At 71.4% G+C, this 13,802-nt stretch carries 18 protein-coding genes; 8 read left to right on the forward strand and 10 right to left on the reverse strand.

Going from position 1 to position 13,802, the window contains the following annotated elements; translation table 11 throughout:
* Nucleotides 1-59: 59 nt before the first annotated feature.
* Both GUI43_RS12615 and GUI43_RS12620 read right to left on the reverse strand, forming a co-directional pair.
* The gene (locus GUI43_RS12615; protein ID WP_181518411.1) at nt 60-407 is read right to left on the reverse strand and encodes a metallopeptidase family protein; all 348 of its coding nucleotides are present in this window, start codon (nt 405-407) and stop codon (nt 60-62) included.
* Nucleotides 408-556: 149 nt separating this feature from the next.
* Nucleotides 557-988, reverse strand: coding sequence for an OsmC family protein (locus GUI43_RS12620; protein WP_112583873.1), 432 nt, complete (start codon nt 986-988; stop codon nt 557-559).
* A 131-nt stretch (nt 989-1,119) separates the two neighbouring features.
* Here GUI43_RS12620 and GUI43_RS12625 point away from each other — a divergent pair, with 131 nt between their 5' ends.
* From GUI43_RS12625 to GUI43_RS12635, 3 genes are all read left to right on the forward strand, one after another.
* A complete protein-coding gene (locus GUI43_RS12625; protein WP_112698859.1) occupies nt 1,120-1,860 on the forward strand; it encodes a hypothetical protein in 741 nt (246 codons plus the stop codon).
* 279 nt (nt 1,861-2,139) lie between these two features.
* Nucleotides 2,140-2,961: an HAD family hydrolase gene (locus GUI43_RS12630; RefSeq protein WP_112698860.1), complete on the forward strand. Its 822-nt coding sequence runs from the start codon at nt 2,140-2,142 to the stop codon at nt 2,959-2,961.
* Nucleotides 2,961-3,773, forward strand: coding sequence for an HAD family hydrolase (locus GUI43_RS12635; protein ID WP_091396753.1), 813 nt, complete (start codon nt 2,961-2,963; stop codon nt 3,771-3,773). Before GUI43_RS12630 ends, GUI43_RS12635 begins: the two co-directional genes overlap by 1 nt.
* A gap of 2 nt (nt 3,774-3,775) precedes the next feature.
* On the opposite strand, the gene GUI43_RS12640 is transcribed toward GUI43_RS12635, so the two are convergent.
* Nucleotides 3,776-4,378: a bacterial proteasome activator family protein gene (locus tag GUI43_RS12640; protein ID WP_112698861.1), complete on the reverse strand. Its 603-nt coding sequence runs from the start codon at nt 4,376-4,378 to the stop codon at nt 3,776-3,778.
* Nucleotides 4,379-4,462: 84 nt separating this feature from the next.
* Between GUI43_RS12640 and GUI43_RS12645 the strand changes: the two genes are divergently transcribed.
* Together GUI43_RS12645 and GUI43_RS12650 are read left to right on the forward strand one after the other, a co-directional pair.
* Entirely contained in the window at nt 4,463-5,260 is a 798-nt protein-coding gene (locus tag GUI43_RS12645; protein WP_112698862.1) for an alpha/beta hydrolase family protein, read from the forward strand.
* An 80-nt stretch (nt 5,261-5,340) separates the two neighbouring features.
* The gene (locus GUI43_RS12650; RefSeq protein ID WP_112583879.1) at nt 5,341-6,528 is read left to right on the forward strand and encodes an ABC transporter substrate-binding protein; all 1,188 of its coding nucleotides are present in this window, start codon (nt 5,341-5,343) and stop codon (nt 6,526-6,528) included.
* 66 nt (nt 6,529-6,594) lie between these two features.
* On the opposite strand, the gene ddaH is transcribed toward GUI43_RS12650, so the two are convergent.
* Nucleotides 6,595-7,428, reverse strand: coding sequence for a dimethylargininase (gene ddaH, locus GUI43_RS12655; protein WP_341866351.1), 834 nt, complete (start codon nt 7,426-7,428; stop codon nt 6,595-6,597).
* Between the two features lie 59 nt (nt 7,429-7,487).
* Here ddaH and GUI43_RS12660 point away from each other — a divergent pair, with 59 nt between their 5' ends.
* The gene (locus GUI43_RS12660; RefSeq protein WP_030331732.1) at nt 7,488-7,952 is read left to right on the forward strand and encodes an Lrp/AsnC family transcriptional regulator; all 465 of its coding nucleotides are present in this window, start codon (nt 7,488-7,490) and stop codon (nt 7,950-7,952) included.
* Between the two features lie 72 nt (nt 7,953-8,024).
* Nucleotides 8,025-8,981, forward strand: a complete 957-nt coding sequence (locus GUI43_RS12665) for a zinc-binding dehydrogenase (RefSeq protein ID WP_112698863.1) — start codon at nt 8,025-8,027, stop codon at nt 8,979-8,981.
* Nucleotides 8,982-8,987: 6 nt separating this feature from the next.
* Here the strand turns inward: GUI43_RS12665 and GUI43_RS12670 are convergent, their stop codons facing one another.
* The 3 genes from GUI43_RS12670 to mobA all read right to left on the reverse strand — a co-directional run bounded on the left by GUI43_RS12670 (nt 8,988) and on the right by mobA (nt 11,173).
* On the reverse strand, nt 8,988-10,094 hold the full coding sequence (locus GUI43_RS12670; protein WP_112601295.1) for a T3SS (YopN, CesT) and YbjN peptide-binding chaperone 1: 1,107 nt from the start codon (nt 10,092-10,094) through the stop codon (nt 8,988-8,990).
* An 81-nt stretch (nt 10,095-10,175) separates the two neighbouring features.
* Nucleotides 10,176-10,442 carry a DUF6457 domain-containing protein gene (locus GUI43_RS12675; RefSeq protein WP_112698883.1) on the reverse strand — a complete coding sequence of 89 codons (267 nt, stop codon included), beginning with the start codon at nt 10,440-10,442 and terminating at the stop codon, nt 10,176-10,178.
* A complete protein-coding gene (gene mobA, locus GUI43_RS12680) occupies nt 10,439-11,173 on the reverse strand; it encodes a molybdenum cofactor guanylyltransferase (RefSeq protein WP_112698864.1) in 735 nt (244 codons plus the stop codon). The genes GUI43_RS12675 and mobA overlap by 4 nt, the downstream gene beginning before the upstream one ends.
* Nucleotides 11,174-11,387: 214 nt before the next feature.
* Here mobA and fdhD point away from each other — a divergent pair, with 214 nt between their 5' ends.
* On the forward strand, nt 11,388-12,254 hold the full coding sequence (gene fdhD, locus GUI43_RS12685; protein WP_112583884.1) for a formate dehydrogenase accessory sulfurtransferase FdhD: 867 nt from the start codon (nt 11,388-11,390) through the stop codon (nt 12,252-12,254).
* Nucleotides 12,255-12,267: 13 nt separating this feature from the next.
* Here fdhD and GUI43_RS12690 read toward each other — a convergent pair whose 3' ends face one another.
* The 3 genes from GUI43_RS12690 to GUI43_RS12700 form a co-directional block, all read right to left on the reverse strand.
* Nucleotides 12,268-12,984: a GAP family protein gene (locus tag GUI43_RS12690; protein WP_112583885.1), complete on the reverse strand. Its 717-nt coding sequence runs from the start codon at nt 12,982-12,984 to the stop codon at nt 12,268-12,270.
* 119 nt (nt 12,985-13,103) lie between these two features.
* Nucleotides 13,104-13,502: a hypothetical protein gene (locus tag GUI43_RS12695; protein ID WP_112698865.1), complete on the reverse strand. Its 399-nt coding sequence runs from the start codon at nt 13,500-13,502 to the stop codon at nt 13,104-13,106.
* On the reverse strand, nt 13,499-13,750 hold the full coding sequence (locus GUI43_RS12700; RefSeq protein ID WP_112583887.1) for a hypothetical protein: 252 nt from the start codon (nt 13,748-13,750) through the stop codon (nt 13,499-13,501). The genes GUI43_RS12695 and GUI43_RS12700 overlap by 4 nt, the downstream gene beginning before the upstream one ends.
* Nucleotides 13,751-13,802: the final 52 nt, after the last annotated feature.

The raw sequence follows: 13,802 nt of genomic DNA on the forward strand, positions 1-13,802 counted from the left end.
TCGGCAAGCACCGGCCATCGGACGGACGGCGCGGCGGGGGCGGGACGAGCGGCGCGGGCTCAGCCCCAGCCCAGCGCGTGCAGGCGCGCGTCGTCGATGCCGAAGTGGTGGGCGATCTCGTGCACCACTGTCACCGCCACCTCGTCGATGACGTCCTCGTCGTTGTCGCAGATCCGAAGGATCGGACGGCGGTAGATGAAGATCCGGTCGGGTAGCACGCCGGCATAGTCCCAACCGCGCTCGGTGAGCGCATACCCCTCGTAGAGGCCGAGCAGGTCGACCTCTCCCGGTGGCGGGTCGTCCTCGACCAGGATCACCACGTTGTTCATCAGGCCGAGAAGTTCTTCGGGCACCTCGTCGAGGGCTTCGCCGACCAACTCCTCGAAGCGCTCACGGCTCATCTCCACCGGCACCTCGCCCATTGTGCCCGACGCGGGGGCACGCGGCCCGGTCCTGCTGGACGACCATGGCCGTCATCCGCACATGCACGGAAGAAGCGACCACCCGGGACCGGGCGGAGGCTCCTTCCGTGGACGTACGGTGTGGTCCGGCTAGCTCAGGCAGCCAGACGGGCGTTGAGGGTGATCTCGGCACCCGGCGAGAGCAGGCGGGAGATCGGGCAGTTGGCCTTGGCGGCCTCGGCGAGCTTCTGGAACTCCGCGTCGTCGATCCCCGGGACCTGGCCGACCGTCTCAAGGTCGATCCGGGTCACGGTCATGCCGGCGTCGGTCTTGTCCAGGTGCACCTTGGCGGTGGTCTCGACCGAGGTGGCCGTCGAGCCCGCGTCGGCAAGCGCCTTGGAGAACGCCATCGAGAAGCAGCCGGCGTGCGCGGCGGCGATCAGCTCCTCGGGGTTGGTGCCCTCACCCTCCTCGAAGCGCGACTTGAAGGAGTAGTTGCCGGACAGGCCGCCCTTACCGGTGCGGACGGTGCCCGCGCCCTCGGTGAGATTGCCCTGCCATTGTGCTGAAGCGGTACGGATAGGCATGGGGCAAACGCTAGCGGAAAGGCGACCGCCGAGCGACAGACCGGCGCGCTCGCCAGCCCTGCGATCCCGGTCACCACCAGCTTGCTGTGCCATGATGCGACACAGGTCCGTGACCGGCGGAAGGGTGGCCGATGTCCGAGGAGCTTCCAATCCCGCGGCAGGGCGACCGATCCGAGGCCCCGGCGGTGATCGAGTGGGGTGCCGACGAGCGTGCCCCGCGACGCCGCTTCGCCTTGTCCCTGGCCGATCTCGCGCAGGATCCTCGGCTGCCCCTGCTGCTCGCCGGTCTGGGCGCGGTGGCCGCTGTCGCCTCGCTCGTCGGTGAGTGGCTGGTGATGAGCCTGCCGAACGGCGGGCCCGAGGGGAACGCGACGTTCGAGGTGCCCGCCGGGGTGTCCGAGGTCGGTGGCTTCGGGGTCGGCTACCTGGTCGGGCTTCTCGCCCTCGTCTGCGCCGTGGCGCTGACGTTGCGCGGCACGGCGGCCGTGCGGCCGAACGCCCGGCTGGCCGGCCTCACCCTGGCCGGTGCCCTGCTGGTGCTGCTGGTGGCCGCCACTGCCGGCCTCGACAACCCTGGTCAGCGAAACTTCTTCTACTCGCTTGAGGACGGCTTTCACATCGAGTACGGCCGTGGGCTGGTGATGGCCTTCGTCGCCTGTGTGCTGTTCGCGGCCGCCCTGCGGCTGACCCCCGCCACGCCTTCCGGCGTGTTCGCCGGGCCACCAGATGATGACCGGCCCGGCGACGCGCCAGCACCACGGCCCTGGCGCCGGCGCCGGGACCCCGACCCGATCGAGGACGGCCTCCCCGCCCCAGCCGACCTCACGGTCACCCCCGCCGCCCCCTTCGCCCGCCCCGACCCCCAGCCCTGACTCCCACCCACCCTCGCCACCCCTCGCGTCGCCGATCTTGCAATCGCTGTCCGGACAAAGGGTGCGTAACACGCGAATCAGCAATCGAGAGTGCAAGATCGCGCGGGGAGTGGGATAGCGCGGGGCGGTCATCTGGCGGGTGCCCGGGGTTGGCGTCCGATTCGCCTGGAAGCCATGGATGCGACCGGTTCCGCGAGGTACGGTTGCTGCCCGCCGTCACGCCGGGCCTTGGTTTCCTTGGCCACGGCAGGTGCGACGGCGGCGGGCGAAGGAGGAACGATGACCCGCCCGGGACTGCCCAAGTTGATCGCGACCGACCTCGACGGGACGCTGGTCCGCAGCGATGACACCGTCTCCGCGTACACCCATGGGGTGCTCGACCGGGTGCGTGCCGCCGGAATTCCGGTGGTCGGCGCTACCGGCCGCGGCCCTCGGCTGACCGAGTTGACCCGCAACGACATCCGCGCCGCCGACTTCCTGGTGATGGCCGGCGGCGGACGGGTGGTCGACCAGAGCGACCCGAGCGGCCCGGTGGTGCTCCGCGACGAGCGGCTGCCCGCCGAGGTGCTGGCCCGGCTCCTCGCCGACCTGGAGGCGGAGGTCGGCCCACTGACCGTGATGGTCGAGGCGTCCGACGAGCACGACGCCCCGCTGTGGGGCGACTACCACGAGAGCTGGCCCTACCAGGACCGCTTCGAGGCGCGCACTCGCGACGAGTGCCTCGCCTGCGACGTGATCAAGGCGTTCGCCCGGACCGCCGACCACCACGTGGACGAACTGTTGGCGGTGGCCCGCCGGATCGTCTCGCCGCAGGTCGCGACGCTCACCCAGGCCGGTCTCGGCTTCATCGAGATCTGCCCGCCCGGCGCGGACAAGGCGACCGGGCTGACCGTGGTGGCGCAGACCCTCGGGGTCGACCCGGCCGATGTGCTGGTCTTCGGTGACATGCCCAACGACCTGCCGATGTTCGAGTGGGCCGGTTGGTCGCGGGTGGCCGTGGCCAACGCACACCCCGCGCTGCGTGCCGCCGCCGACGAGGTGACCTTGCGCAACGACGACGACGGGGTGGCGGTGTATCTGGACCGGCTACTGTCCCGGTAATGGGAGACACACCCCGCCTCATTGCCACCGACATCGACGGCACGCTGATCCGCGACGACCACACCGTCAGCCCACGCACCGCTGACCTGCTCGCGCGGATCTCCGCGCGAGGCACGCCGGTCGTCCTGGTCACCGGCCGTCCGGTCCGCTGGCTCAAGATGGTGTACGACCAGCTCGCCCGACCGCTGCCGGCGGTCTGCGCCAACGGCGCCGTGGTCTACGACCCGTTCTCCGACGAGGTGGTGCGGGCTGACCCGCTCGCCCCGCACCACCTGGCCGAGGTGGCCCGGAGGCTACGGGCCGAGGTGCCCGGCATCAGCTTCGCCGTGGAGATCCTGGACAGCCGGGAGATGCGGCACGAGGCGCACTACCCGCTGCGCTGGGACGCCGATGCCAACGGCATCCGGCCAATCGAGACGCCGGAGGAGTTGCTCTCGGTCCCGGCGGTGAAGCTCCTCGCCCGAGCCGGCGAGCAGGACCCGGATGCCTTCGCCGAGCTGATCGCCACGGCGGTGGCGGGGTTGGCCGAGGCCACGCACTCGTCGTCCTCCGGGCTGGTGGAGATCTCGGCGGCGGGGGTGACCAAGGCGGCGGGGCTGGCCTGGTACTGCGACCAGCTCGGGGTGGCCGCGGCGGACGTGCTGGCCTTCGGAGACATGCCCAACGACGTGCCGATGCTGACCTGGGCCGGGCGTGGTGTGGCGGTGGCCAACGCGCACCGCGCCGTCCTGGCGGTCGCCGACGACGTGACGACGGCGAACACCGAGGACGGCGTGGCGGCGTACCTGGAAAAGATCTTCGGGGTGGACTGAGGTCAGAGGTACTGACCGGTGTTGTGACCCTCGCCGCCGCCCGGCTGGCCGATGCCCGGCATCCCGGGGACGACCCCACCGGGGCCGCTGGGCAGCGCCTGCCGGCCGCCGCGCATCTGCTCCAGCTGCACCCGGGCGGCCATCTGCTGGGCCACCAGGGCCGCCTGGATACCGTGGAACAGGCCCTCCAGCCAGCCGACGAGCTGGGCGTGCGCGATCCGCAGCTCGCCCTCGCTGGGGGCCTTGTCCTCGGCGAAGGGCAGCGAGATGCGCTCCAACTCGTCGCGCAGCTCGGGGGCGAGGCCCTCCTTGAGCTCGACGATCGACCGCTCGTGGATCTCGCGCATCCGGCTGCGGCTGGCGTCGTCGAGAGGTGCGGCCTTCACCTCCTCCAGCAACTGCTTGATCATGCTGCCGATCCGCATCACCTTGGCCGGCTGTTCGACCAGGCGGGTCGGGTCCTCGCCCTGGCCCTCGTCGGTCTGCATCGTGCCGATCGGCCGGCCGTCCGGGCCAACCACCACCACTGTGCCGGAGTGGCCGGAGTCGTCGGGGCCGGGCTCGTCGTTCTGTCCAGCGGAGCGCGCTTCGGTCATGGGGACCATCTTTACCCAGCGGGCGCGAACCATGCCGGCCGGGACCGACTACCGGGGCCGAACCACCCGGGCGGGGCGCGCTACCGTCGCGCCATGCCTGTCGACCCGCGCGCCGTGTTGACCCGGCCCGCACCGGAGCCCGACCGGACCGTGGCGTACGGGGACCACCCGGATCAAGTGGCCGATCTGCGCCTCCCGGCCGGAACCGGGCCGGCCCGGCCGCTGGTCGTCGTCCTGCACGGCGGCTTCTGGCGGGCCGAGTACGACCGGCGGCACACCGGTCCGCTGGCCGCGGCGCTCGCCGCTGACGGCTACCCGGTGGCGCAGCTGGAATACCGCCGCACCGGGCAGCCCGGAGGTGGCTGGCCGGGCACCCTGACCGACGTACTGACCGGGGTGGCCGAGCTGCCGGCGCTGGCGGCCGAGGCGCTGCCCGGCAGGGTGAGCCTGGCCCCGCCGATCCTGGTGGGGCACTCCGCCGGCGGCCACCTGGCGCTGTACGTGGCGGCCACCGCCCCGGCGACGGTGAGCGGAGTGCTCGCCCTGGCCCCGGTGGCCGATCTGGGCGAGGCGTACCGGCGGGATCTGGACTCGGGCGCGGTCGCCGCGCTGCTCGGCGGCGGACCGGCGGAGGTCCCGGACCGGTACGCGAGCGCGGATCCACGGATGTTGGTACCGATACGAACACGGATAGTAGTTGTTCATGGCTCTGACGATCATCAGGTCCCGGTGGAGATGAGCCGGGATTTCGTCGCGGAGGCGCGTGCCACAGGTTCCGATATTTCCCTTGTTGAACTGCCCGGATGCGAGCATTTCGGGCTGATCGACCCGGAGGCCGTCGCCTGGCCTCAGGTCCTCGTCGTGTTGCGGTCCCTGCACGATGATCACTAGCCATTGACGCAGCGTCGCGGACCAGGTAGAACGCCGGTGGGGCTGTGTTCGGCCCTGCAACGCTCCTTGGAAGGAACTCGGTGTCGCAGATGAATCGCAGGCGGGCGCTCCAACTGTTGGCCGCGCTCGGTACCACCGGGTTCGTCGCCGCGTGTGGCTCAGACGGTGACGCCGAGTCGACCGCCGACCGGGGCCCGATCAAGATCGGTTTGATCACGCCGCAGGCCGGTGGTTTCAAGAGCATCGGCGACGACATCACCAACGGCTTCCAGCTCTTCCTCGACCTGCACGACCAGCGGCTCGGCGGCCACCCCGTGGAGTTGCTGACCGCCGATGAGGGCGACACCGCGAAGACGGGCAAGGCTGCCGTCGAGGGCCTGCTCAAGCAGGGCGTGCTGGCACTCACCGGCGTGGTCAACTCGGCGGTGATGGTCGGTATCCGGGACACCGTGGAGCAGGCCCGGGTCCCGCTGATCGGCTCCAACGCCTCACCGAGCAGTCTGCAGAGCGTCTTCTACATCTGGCGGACCTCGTACGTGCTCGACGAGGCCGGTCGGGCGCTGGGCCGCTACCTGCGCGACCAACTGCCGGCGAACGGCCGCATCGCGATCATCATGCCGGAGAACGTCGGCAGCCCGGACGTGGTCCGCGGCTTCCGGCAGGAGTTCGGCGCGACCGACCCGCGGATCGGCGACCCGGTGACCTACACCAACGCCACCTCCAACCCCGGCAAGACGACGTACGCCTCGGACATCACGAAGGCGCTGGCCAAGAAGCCCACAGCGGTCTTCTGCTTCTTCGCCGGAGCTGCGGCGGTGGAGTTCATCAAGCAACTGCGTGAGAAGTTCGCCGGGCCGATCTACGCACCCGGCTTCCTCACCGAGGGCGCCGTGCTGGAGAACCTGAAGGACAACGCGCTGGGCATCCAGACCGCGTTGAACTACTCGGCCGACCTGAACAACACGTCGAACCGGGTCTTCGCCTCGGCGTACCGCAAGAAGTACCAGGTCACCCCCACCACGTACGCGATGGCGTCGTACGACGCGGCGCAGGTGCTCGACCAGGCCATCCAGCTGACCGGTGGAAAGCCGACGCCGCAGCAGGTCAACCTGGCCCTGGGCAAGATCGGCCAGATCGACAGCCCGCGCGGCATCTGGCAGTTCAACCAGCCGCGTACCCCGCAGCAGAAGTGGTACCTGCGCGAGGTGCAGCGCGACGGTCAGGTCATGTCGAACGTGCTGATCAACGAGCTGGCCACGCTGGGCTGACGCCCACCCGGAGCACGATTCGGGGCCGGTCTCCCAGTGGGAGGCCGGCCCCGAGACGTTCGCGGGTCAGTGCCGCAGCTCGGCGATGCAGCACTTCACGCTGCCGCCGCCCTTCTTCAGCTCGGCCAGCTCGACGGGGACCGGGGTGTATCCGGCCGCCTTGAGCTTGCCGGCCAGGCGGGTGGCCTCGCTGTTGAGCACCACGTTCGCGCCGTCGCTGACCAGGTTGAGCCCGAAGGCCATCGCGTCCTCGTCGTCAGCGATCACCGCGTCCGGGAAGAGCTGGGTGAGCACCCGCTGACTGGCCGCCGAGAACGCACCCGGGAAGTAGACGACGTTCGTGTCGTCGATGGCCGCGAGCGCCACGTCCAGGTGGTAGAAGCGGGGATCGATCAGGCGCAGCGACACCACCGGACGACCCAGCGCCTCCTGCGCCTCCGCGTGCGCGGGGATCTCGGTACGGAAGCCGTGCCCGGCCAGGATGAGCCCCCCGTGCGCCTCCGGCACGTACGCGAAGTCGCCCTCACCCTCGTTGGTCTCGCTGGGTGCGATGAACCGCCAACCCTGCGCCTCGTAGAAGGCGTGGTGGGCGGCGGCCTCGGCGGCCCGCTGTTCGTGCTTGAACCGGGCGCCGTAGACGGTGCCGTCCACGACGAAGCCGCCGTTGGCGGCGTAGACCATGTCGGGCAGGCCCTGCTCGGCGGTGAGCAGGTGCACCTCGTGGCCGAGGCCGACAAGCGTCTCGCGCAGCCGGTCCCACTGCTTGACGGCCAGGTCCCGGTCGACCGGGGTGGTCACGTCCATCCACGGGTTGATCGCGTACTCGACCGCGAAGTACTCCGGCGAGCACATGAGATATGTCCGCTTTCGCGGGAAACGCTGCTGGTTCACGGTCACCAAGAGTAGGTACCGTAGAACTTTGAAAACAGCCACAAGCGTTGCTTCCCAGAGGCGGAACGTTGCAGATAGACGCGGTAGACCAGCGGATCATTGCGTTACTCGTCGCGGACGCCCGTGCGTCCTACGCCGACATCGGTGCCCGGGTGTCACTCTCCGCCCCAGCGGTCAAGCGTCGCGTCGACCGGCTGCGCGCCACCGGCGTCATCAGGGGATTCACGGCCGTCGTTGACCCGGCCGCCGTCGGCTGGACCACTGAGGCCTTCGTCGAGTTGTTCTGCGCCGGCCGGACCACCCCGGCGCAGATCGGCGTCGCCGCCCGCCGACACCCCGAGGTGGTCGGCGCGTACACCGTCTCCGGGGAGGCGGACGCGCTCGTGCACCTGCGCGCCGCCGACATCGCCCACCTGGAGGCGGCCCTGGAGCGGCTGCGTGCCGAGTCCTTCGTGACCTCCACCCGCAGCACCATCGTGCTCTCCCGGCTGGTCGAATCGCCCGGCGTCGGCCCGTCCGCCGGCACCTCTTGACCTCAACCCAGGTTGAGGAGATGGACTGACCCCGAGTGGGCGAGACAGCCCATCGGGGCCGAGGGGACTGTCATGCGAGCGATCTGGTTACGTGAGTTCGGCGGGCCCGAGGTGCTGATGCCCGGCCCCGCGCCCGACCCGGTGCCTGGCCCCGGCCAGGTGCTGATCGACGTCGTGCACGCGAACATCACCTTCATCGAGACCCAACTGCGCGCCGGTCACCCCGGCCCGTTCCGCCTCACCCCACCGCTGATCCCCGGCAACGGCGTCGGCGGGGTGATCACGGCGGTCGGGTCGCACGTCGACCCGACGCTTACCGGGCAGCGGGTGGTCAGCGCCACCGGAGGTTCCGGCGGTTACGCCGAACGCGCGGCCGTTGACGCGTCGGCGACGATCGCGGTGCCGGCCGGGTTGGCTCTGGACGAGGCGGTGGCGCTGCTGGCCGACGGACGGACCGCCACCATGCTGATCGAGGCGGTCGGCGTCCGCCCAGGTGACCGGGTGCTGGTGGAGGCCGCGGCCGGCGGCGTCGGCAGCCTGTTGGTGCAGCTCGCGGCCCGGGCCGGGGCCCGGGTGATCGGCGCGGCCGGTGGGCGACGCAAGGTGGACCTGCTACCCGGCCTGGGCGCCGAACTGGCCGTCGACTACCTGCTGCCCGAGTGGGCCGAGCAGGTCCGCGCTGCGGTGGGCGGGGTCGACGTGGTGCTCGACGGGGTCGGTGGTTCGGTGGCCCGGGCCGCCTTCGACCTGCTCCCGCCGGGCGGCCGGATGGTCAGCTTCGGGCTGGCGAGCGGGGAGTGGTCCCCGGTGTCGGCGGAGGCCGCCACGGCACGGCAGGTCACAGTGGTCCGCCCGGACGTGCCACCGGCCCGGCTGCGGGCGTACACCGAACAGGCCCTGGCGGACGCGGCGGCCGGTCAGCTGCGACCGCTCATCGGCCAGCGCTTCCCACTGGAACGCGCCGCCGACGCGCACGCCGCCATCGAGGCGCGCGCGACGGTCGGCAAGACCCTGCTGGACGTGGCCTGATCAGGCTCAGAGGTACATGCCGGTGCGGTGCTCCGACTCGTCGCGCCGGACCGGCTTGTCACCCTCACCGAAGAACCGCTTGCCACCGAACTCGCCGTGCAGACGGTCGTCCAACTCGTCGGCGAGACCGGTCATCACCTGCACCGCCAGCATCAGATGGGTCGCCTGGAAGTTGCGGCCGAACACCGGGATGGACGCCCACACCGTGTCGTCGGCGCAGTAGAGGCGGCCGATCGGCATTCGGTTCGTCAGCTCCGAGAGCTTGACGTAGAGCCGCTCGGTCGGCTCCACCTCGGTGAGCACCGGGGAGAAGACGTCCACCAGGGGCGGATTGTCCCGTACCCGTACGAAGACCATCGCCGAGCCGGCGCGGATGGTGATGTCGCCGTCCGAGTCGATCTGCAACCGGTCGGTGTCCGACTTCAACATCGTGGAGACCACGGTGCGGACCCGCTCGGCCAGGTCGAGCACGTCGTCCCGCTCGACCTGCGCGGCGGCCGCCTCGGCCAACGCCTCCTCCAGGTCCGCCTCGACGTCGGCGTCCGGACCGAACTCACTGCGGGCGGTGCCCAGCGGCTCCACGGCCAACGGCTCGCCCTCGGCGTCGTGCACCAGATAGACGAGGAAGGCCGGGTGCGGAGCCCCGTAGACGTCCCGCAGCGTGCGGGAGAGCAGCGTGGCGACCTGGGTCGACTCGGCCGTCGTGGCGTTCAGCCCGAAGGAACCGCCGGAGCCGGCGACCACCCCGGGCGGGGACCAACCGAGCGCGACCATGTCCGCCACCGCGCCCCGGTCCAGCCGGTAGCCCGCCGGCAGAGCGGCGTTGCCGACCGCGCGGGCGGACAGCACCCGGTCCGCGTCCACGTCGACGCTTATCGAATAGACGGCGTCCCCGGTGCCGGAGGCGGTGGGGTCGAGGGTCACGTCGAGGTGCGTGCCAACGGGAAGTTCCCGCAGCCGTACGGCGAGCGCGCGGGCAAACTCCCGCCACGCCTCGGTCACCTTCGCCCGCAGGTCGGTGGTGCTGGGCTCGTCGAGCAGGATCGATTCCGGCGGCTCAGTCGAAGCGCCGGGTAGCTCACCGTGCGGCGCCGAGGGGTGGTCAGCCGTCATGATCGCCTCCGTCCGTCACGATCACCCTACCCACGCCGCCCGTGGGTCGAATCAGCCCGGACCGGGATCGGACAGCGGCGGTCAGGGGGTTGCCGGGTCCGTGGGTTCGGCGCCCAGCTCGACCGGCCAGGCGGTGGCCAGCGCGCTGAGCCGGGCCGCGGCGTCCGCCGGCTCCGCGCCCCGGCCAACCGCCAACCCGAAGAGGTACGCGGTGACCGGCGCACCCGGACGCAGCACCTGGTGGGCAACGTCCCGGGCGAGGTCCAGCACCGCCGGCACCGGCACCGCGGCCGGGTCCAGATCCAACTCGGCGCACACCGCCGTGACCCAGTCGTCCATCACCGTCATCGCGCCCACTCCTCCGCCCGGCGTACGTCCTCGTCAGTGTCGCAGTCGAACCACGGCGGCGGGCCCTCGCCGGACCAGGCCACCTCCCGCACGACGAGACCGGCGAGCAACGCCCGGACCGGGGCTCCGGACAGACTTCCGCCCCACTCGACCGTCAACCGCTGCACCGCTGCCCGCAGCGCGGCGACCCGCCAGACACCGCAGAGTGACTGCCGCCGCCCGTCCCCGTCCACGAAGCACGCCCCGTCCGGTCCCCGCTCGCCGTCGAGGCCGCTGTGGGCCGGCGGCGCCGGAGCAAGGCCACTGCCGGCCGGCGGCACCGGAGCAGAGCCGCTGCGGTCCGGCGGCGCGGGAGCAGAGCGGCCGCCCGCCGGTTCGGTGTCGGAGGTCTCCGGCTTGAGGTGGTTCAGCAGTTCACCGATCGCGGCCCGGGTGAGCAGCGGCAGGTCGGCGGCGAGCAGCGCGACCACGCTGACGTCGGGATCCAGCAGCGCCAGGCCGGCCGCCGCCGCCGCGACCGGCCCTCCGCCGGGCGGGTCCTCCCGGACGACCCGCACACCCGACGGCACGGCGTCGGCCGCACCGACCAGCACCCGCGGCGTCGCGTCGCTGACGGCGGCCAGCACCCGGTCACGCATCGATCGGCCACCGACCGGAAGCGCGGGCTTGTCGAGCCCGCCCATCCGTCGGGCGGCCCCACCCGCGAGCACCACGGCGGCGTACGTCCCCATCCGGCCACCGTAGCCGTGCCGGCGCTCGATCGTGCCGACCCCGCGCCTCGCCTCGCCTCGCCGCGCCTCTGCTCGCCTCGCCTCGCCTCGCCTCGCCTCGCCTCGGTGATCATGGAGTTGTCGCTCGACACACCGACGACACGCGCGGACAACTTCATGATCAACGCGCGGGGTTGGGGGTGGTTGGGGTTGGAGTGGGGTGGAGGATGGCGGGATGGGACGGGCAACTGATCGACGGGGCGTACTCCGGATCGACCTGGACGCGGCGACCGCCGGACGCGGATCCGTCCGCCGACCGGACACGCTCGCCGTTGAGGAGCCGCTGGAGATCCGGGTCGGCGCGGCCGGCCCCGGCCGACGCCGGCCGCTCGCCGTCACCATGCGTACCCCCGGTGACGATCTGGACCTGGCCATCGGGTTCCTGCTGACGGAGGGGCTGATCCGGTCGACCGACGACGTGTTGACCGCGCAACTCTGCGCCGGCGCGGAGACGCCGAACACGTACAACGTGGTGGACGTGGTGCTCGCCCCCGGCGTACCGGAACCGACCACCGACCCGTCCCGGAACTTCTACACGACCAGCTCCTGCGGGGTCTGCGGCAAGGCCAGCATCGACGCGGTACGCACCCGGTCGCTCTTCCCGGTCGCGGCGGACCCGCTCAGCGTGCCGGCCACGCTGCTCGCCGAGCTGCCCGACCGGTTGCGCGCCGCCCAACGCGGCTTCGATCGGACCGGTGGGCTGCACGCCGCGGGGTTGTTCACCCCCGACGGTGAGCTGGTGGTGCTCCGGGAGGACGTGGGCCGGCACAACGCCGTGGACAAGGTGATCGGCTGGGCCGTGCGGGAACGCCGACTGCCGCTCGCCGGGCACCTGCTGCTGGTCTCCGGAAGGGCCAGCTTCGAACTGACCCAGAAGGCGTGGATGGCGGGCTTGCCGCTGCTGGCCGCGGTGTCCGCCCCGAGCACCCTCGCCGCGGAACTGGCCGACGAGGCGGGGATGACACTTGTCGGCTTCCTGCGCGGGCGGACCATGAACGTCTACACCGGGCCGCACCGGATCACGGTGGAGCAGCCAGCCTGACCCGAGCGGCCCGTCAGCGACCGATCCGGTCGATCAGGTCGAACAGGGCCAGCCGTGCGGCGGCATCACGGGCGATCAGGAAACCGGCGATGCCGAGGATCCAGCCCAACGCGCTGCCCGCCTTCGTGACGATCCAGTTGTTCAGGCGGGCCAGCACCGGCTCGACCAGTCGCGGGCGGGCCACCCTGGCACCCAGCAACAACACCGCCGGCAGCACCATGACCAGGCAGTACCCGGCAAGCAGCGCCACCACGCTCGCCGCTCCCACTCCCGAGGTGGCCAGCAGACCCACCGCACCGAGGTACGGAAGCATGGTCGCCACCTCGGCGAGCGCCGCGAGCAGCGCCAGCCCGACCAACCAGCGGGCCGAGGAATCTCCGGCGGTGGCCCGGTCCCGCCAGCGCAAAACACCACCGGTACGGGGGCGCCGCTTGCCGTCGTAGCGGAAGCTGAGCGCCAGCATTCCCACGCCGAGGACGAGTTGTGCCCAGAGGACGCCCCGGTTGTCCAGGGCGCCGCCCAGCGCGTCGCCCAGCCTGCTGCCTCCCCAGACCAGCAGCAGCCCAACCGCGAGGTAGAACACCGCGATGGTGGCGAGGTAGCCCAGGATTCGCCGGACGTTGACCGGCCCGGGGGCGAGCAACAACCAGACGGGGATGAAGAGGGTGCCGATGCTGGTGCTGTCGATCAACGCCAGCCCGGCCAGCGACAGCAGCAACTCGGGGGTCATGTCGTACCAACGCGGAGAACGGCCACGAGATCATTCTCCGGCGGCGGTGACCTGTCCGCGTCGGCCGTGGACAGGAGCAACGCGTACATCCTTCGACGGAGGCGTCGCCGGAGGACCCGTCACGCCAGGTTGAGGATGCTCCAGTTGGTGGGGAGCACCTTCGCCGCCACAGTGGGTTGCGCTGTCGCGTAGTGCGCCTCGTGGGTGAGTGCCGCACGGGCGGCCTGGCCGAACGAGATGTCTCCGGCCGCGGCGCGGGCCAGCCAGCCGGTGTCGCGCACGTCCTCGGCGTCGAGCGGCAGCAGTCGGATCATCGGGGCGGTCATCATCAGGGCCAGTAGCGCGGCATCGATCTCGTCGGCCACGCTCGCGAAGGCGACAGCCAGGCAGGTCGCGGGGATGGCCACCTGCCGACCCTCGTCGGCGACCTCCAGCATCAACTCCCCCACCGAGACGTTGCCCTCGATGTAAGCCGTCAACGCCGACGCGTCGAACACGACAGCGATCTGATCGCTCATCCGGCGCCTCCCAACATCCGGCGTCCCTCGGCCAGAGCGTCCGCCGGAATGGGCGTCGCCAGGCGCTCCCGCCATCGCGCCCGACCCGCCTCGGTCACCTCGATGCCTGCTCGCCGCAGCACCTCGTCGAGGTGCACGCGGGCCATCTGCACCCGCACCGCAGCGGTGATGGCGGCCGAGACGTTGGGCTGCTGGTCGAGCCAGTCCGCGACGTCGTCGGGGAGGCTCACGGAGCGCTTCACGGTCACGTCCGCCAGCCTATCAACCTCGGTAGCACCGGCGGTATTACCGCGCGGACGG

Origin of the sequence: Micromonospora noduli, assembly GCF_003264365.1 — a bacterium.
GTDB lineage: Bacteria > Actinomycetota > Actinomycetes > Mycobacteriales > Micromonosporaceae > Micromonospora > Micromonospora noduli.

Bases quoted from the DNA above. Each gene is read 5' to 3' on its own strand.
- GUI43_RS12630 (WP_112698860.1), top strand. From the start codon at position 2,140: ATGACCCGCCCGGGACTGCCCAAGTTGATCGCGACCGACCTCGACGGG.
- fdhD (WP_112583884.1), top strand. From the start codon at position 11,388: ATGGGACGGGCAACTGATCGACGGGGCGTACTCCGGATCGACCTGGAC.
- GUI43_RS12635 (WP_091396753.1), top strand. From the start codon at position 2,961: ATGGGAGACACACCCCGCCTCATTGCCACCGACATCGACGGCACGCTG.
- mobA (WP_112698864.1), bottom strand. From the start codon at position 11,173: ATGGGGACGTACGCCGCCGTGGTGCTCGCGGGTGGGGCCGCCCGACGG.
- GUI43_RS12670 (WP_112601295.1), bottom strand. From the start codon at position 10,094: ATGACGGCTGACCACCCCTCGGCGCCGCACGGTGAGCTACCCGGCGCT.
- GUI43_RS12665 (WP_112698863.1), top strand. From the start codon at position 8,025: ATGCGAGCGATCTGGTTACGTGAGTTCGGCGGGCCCGAGGTGCTGATG.
- GUI43_RS12640 (WP_112698861.1), bottom strand. From the start codon at position 4,378: ATGGTCCCCATGACCGAAGCGCGCTCCGCTGGACAGAACGACGAGCCC.
- GUI43_RS12625 (WP_112698859.1), top strand. From the start codon at position 1,120: ATGTCCGAGGAGCTTCCAATCCCGCGGCAGGGCGACCGATCCGAGGCC.
- GUI43_RS12695 (WP_112698865.1), bottom strand. From the start codon at position 13,502: ATGAGCGATCAGATCGCTGTCGTGTTCGACGCGTCGGCGTTGACGGCT.
- GUI43_RS12645 (WP_112698862.1), top strand. From the start codon at position 4,463: ATGCCTGTCGACCCGCGCGCCGTGTTGACCCGGCCCGCACCGGAGCCC.
- GUI43_RS12620 (WP_112583873.1), bottom strand. From the start codon at position 988: ATGCCTATCCGTACCGCTTCAGCACAATGGCAGGGCAATCTCACCGAG.
- GUI43_RS12675 (WP_112698883.1), bottom strand. From the start codon at position 10,442: ATGACGGTGATGGACGACTGGGTCACGGCGGTGTGCGCCGAGTTGGAT.
- GUI43_RS12690 (WP_112583885.1), bottom strand. From the start codon at position 12,984: ATGACCCCCGAGTTGCTGCTGTCGCTGGCCGGGCTGGCGTTGATCGAC.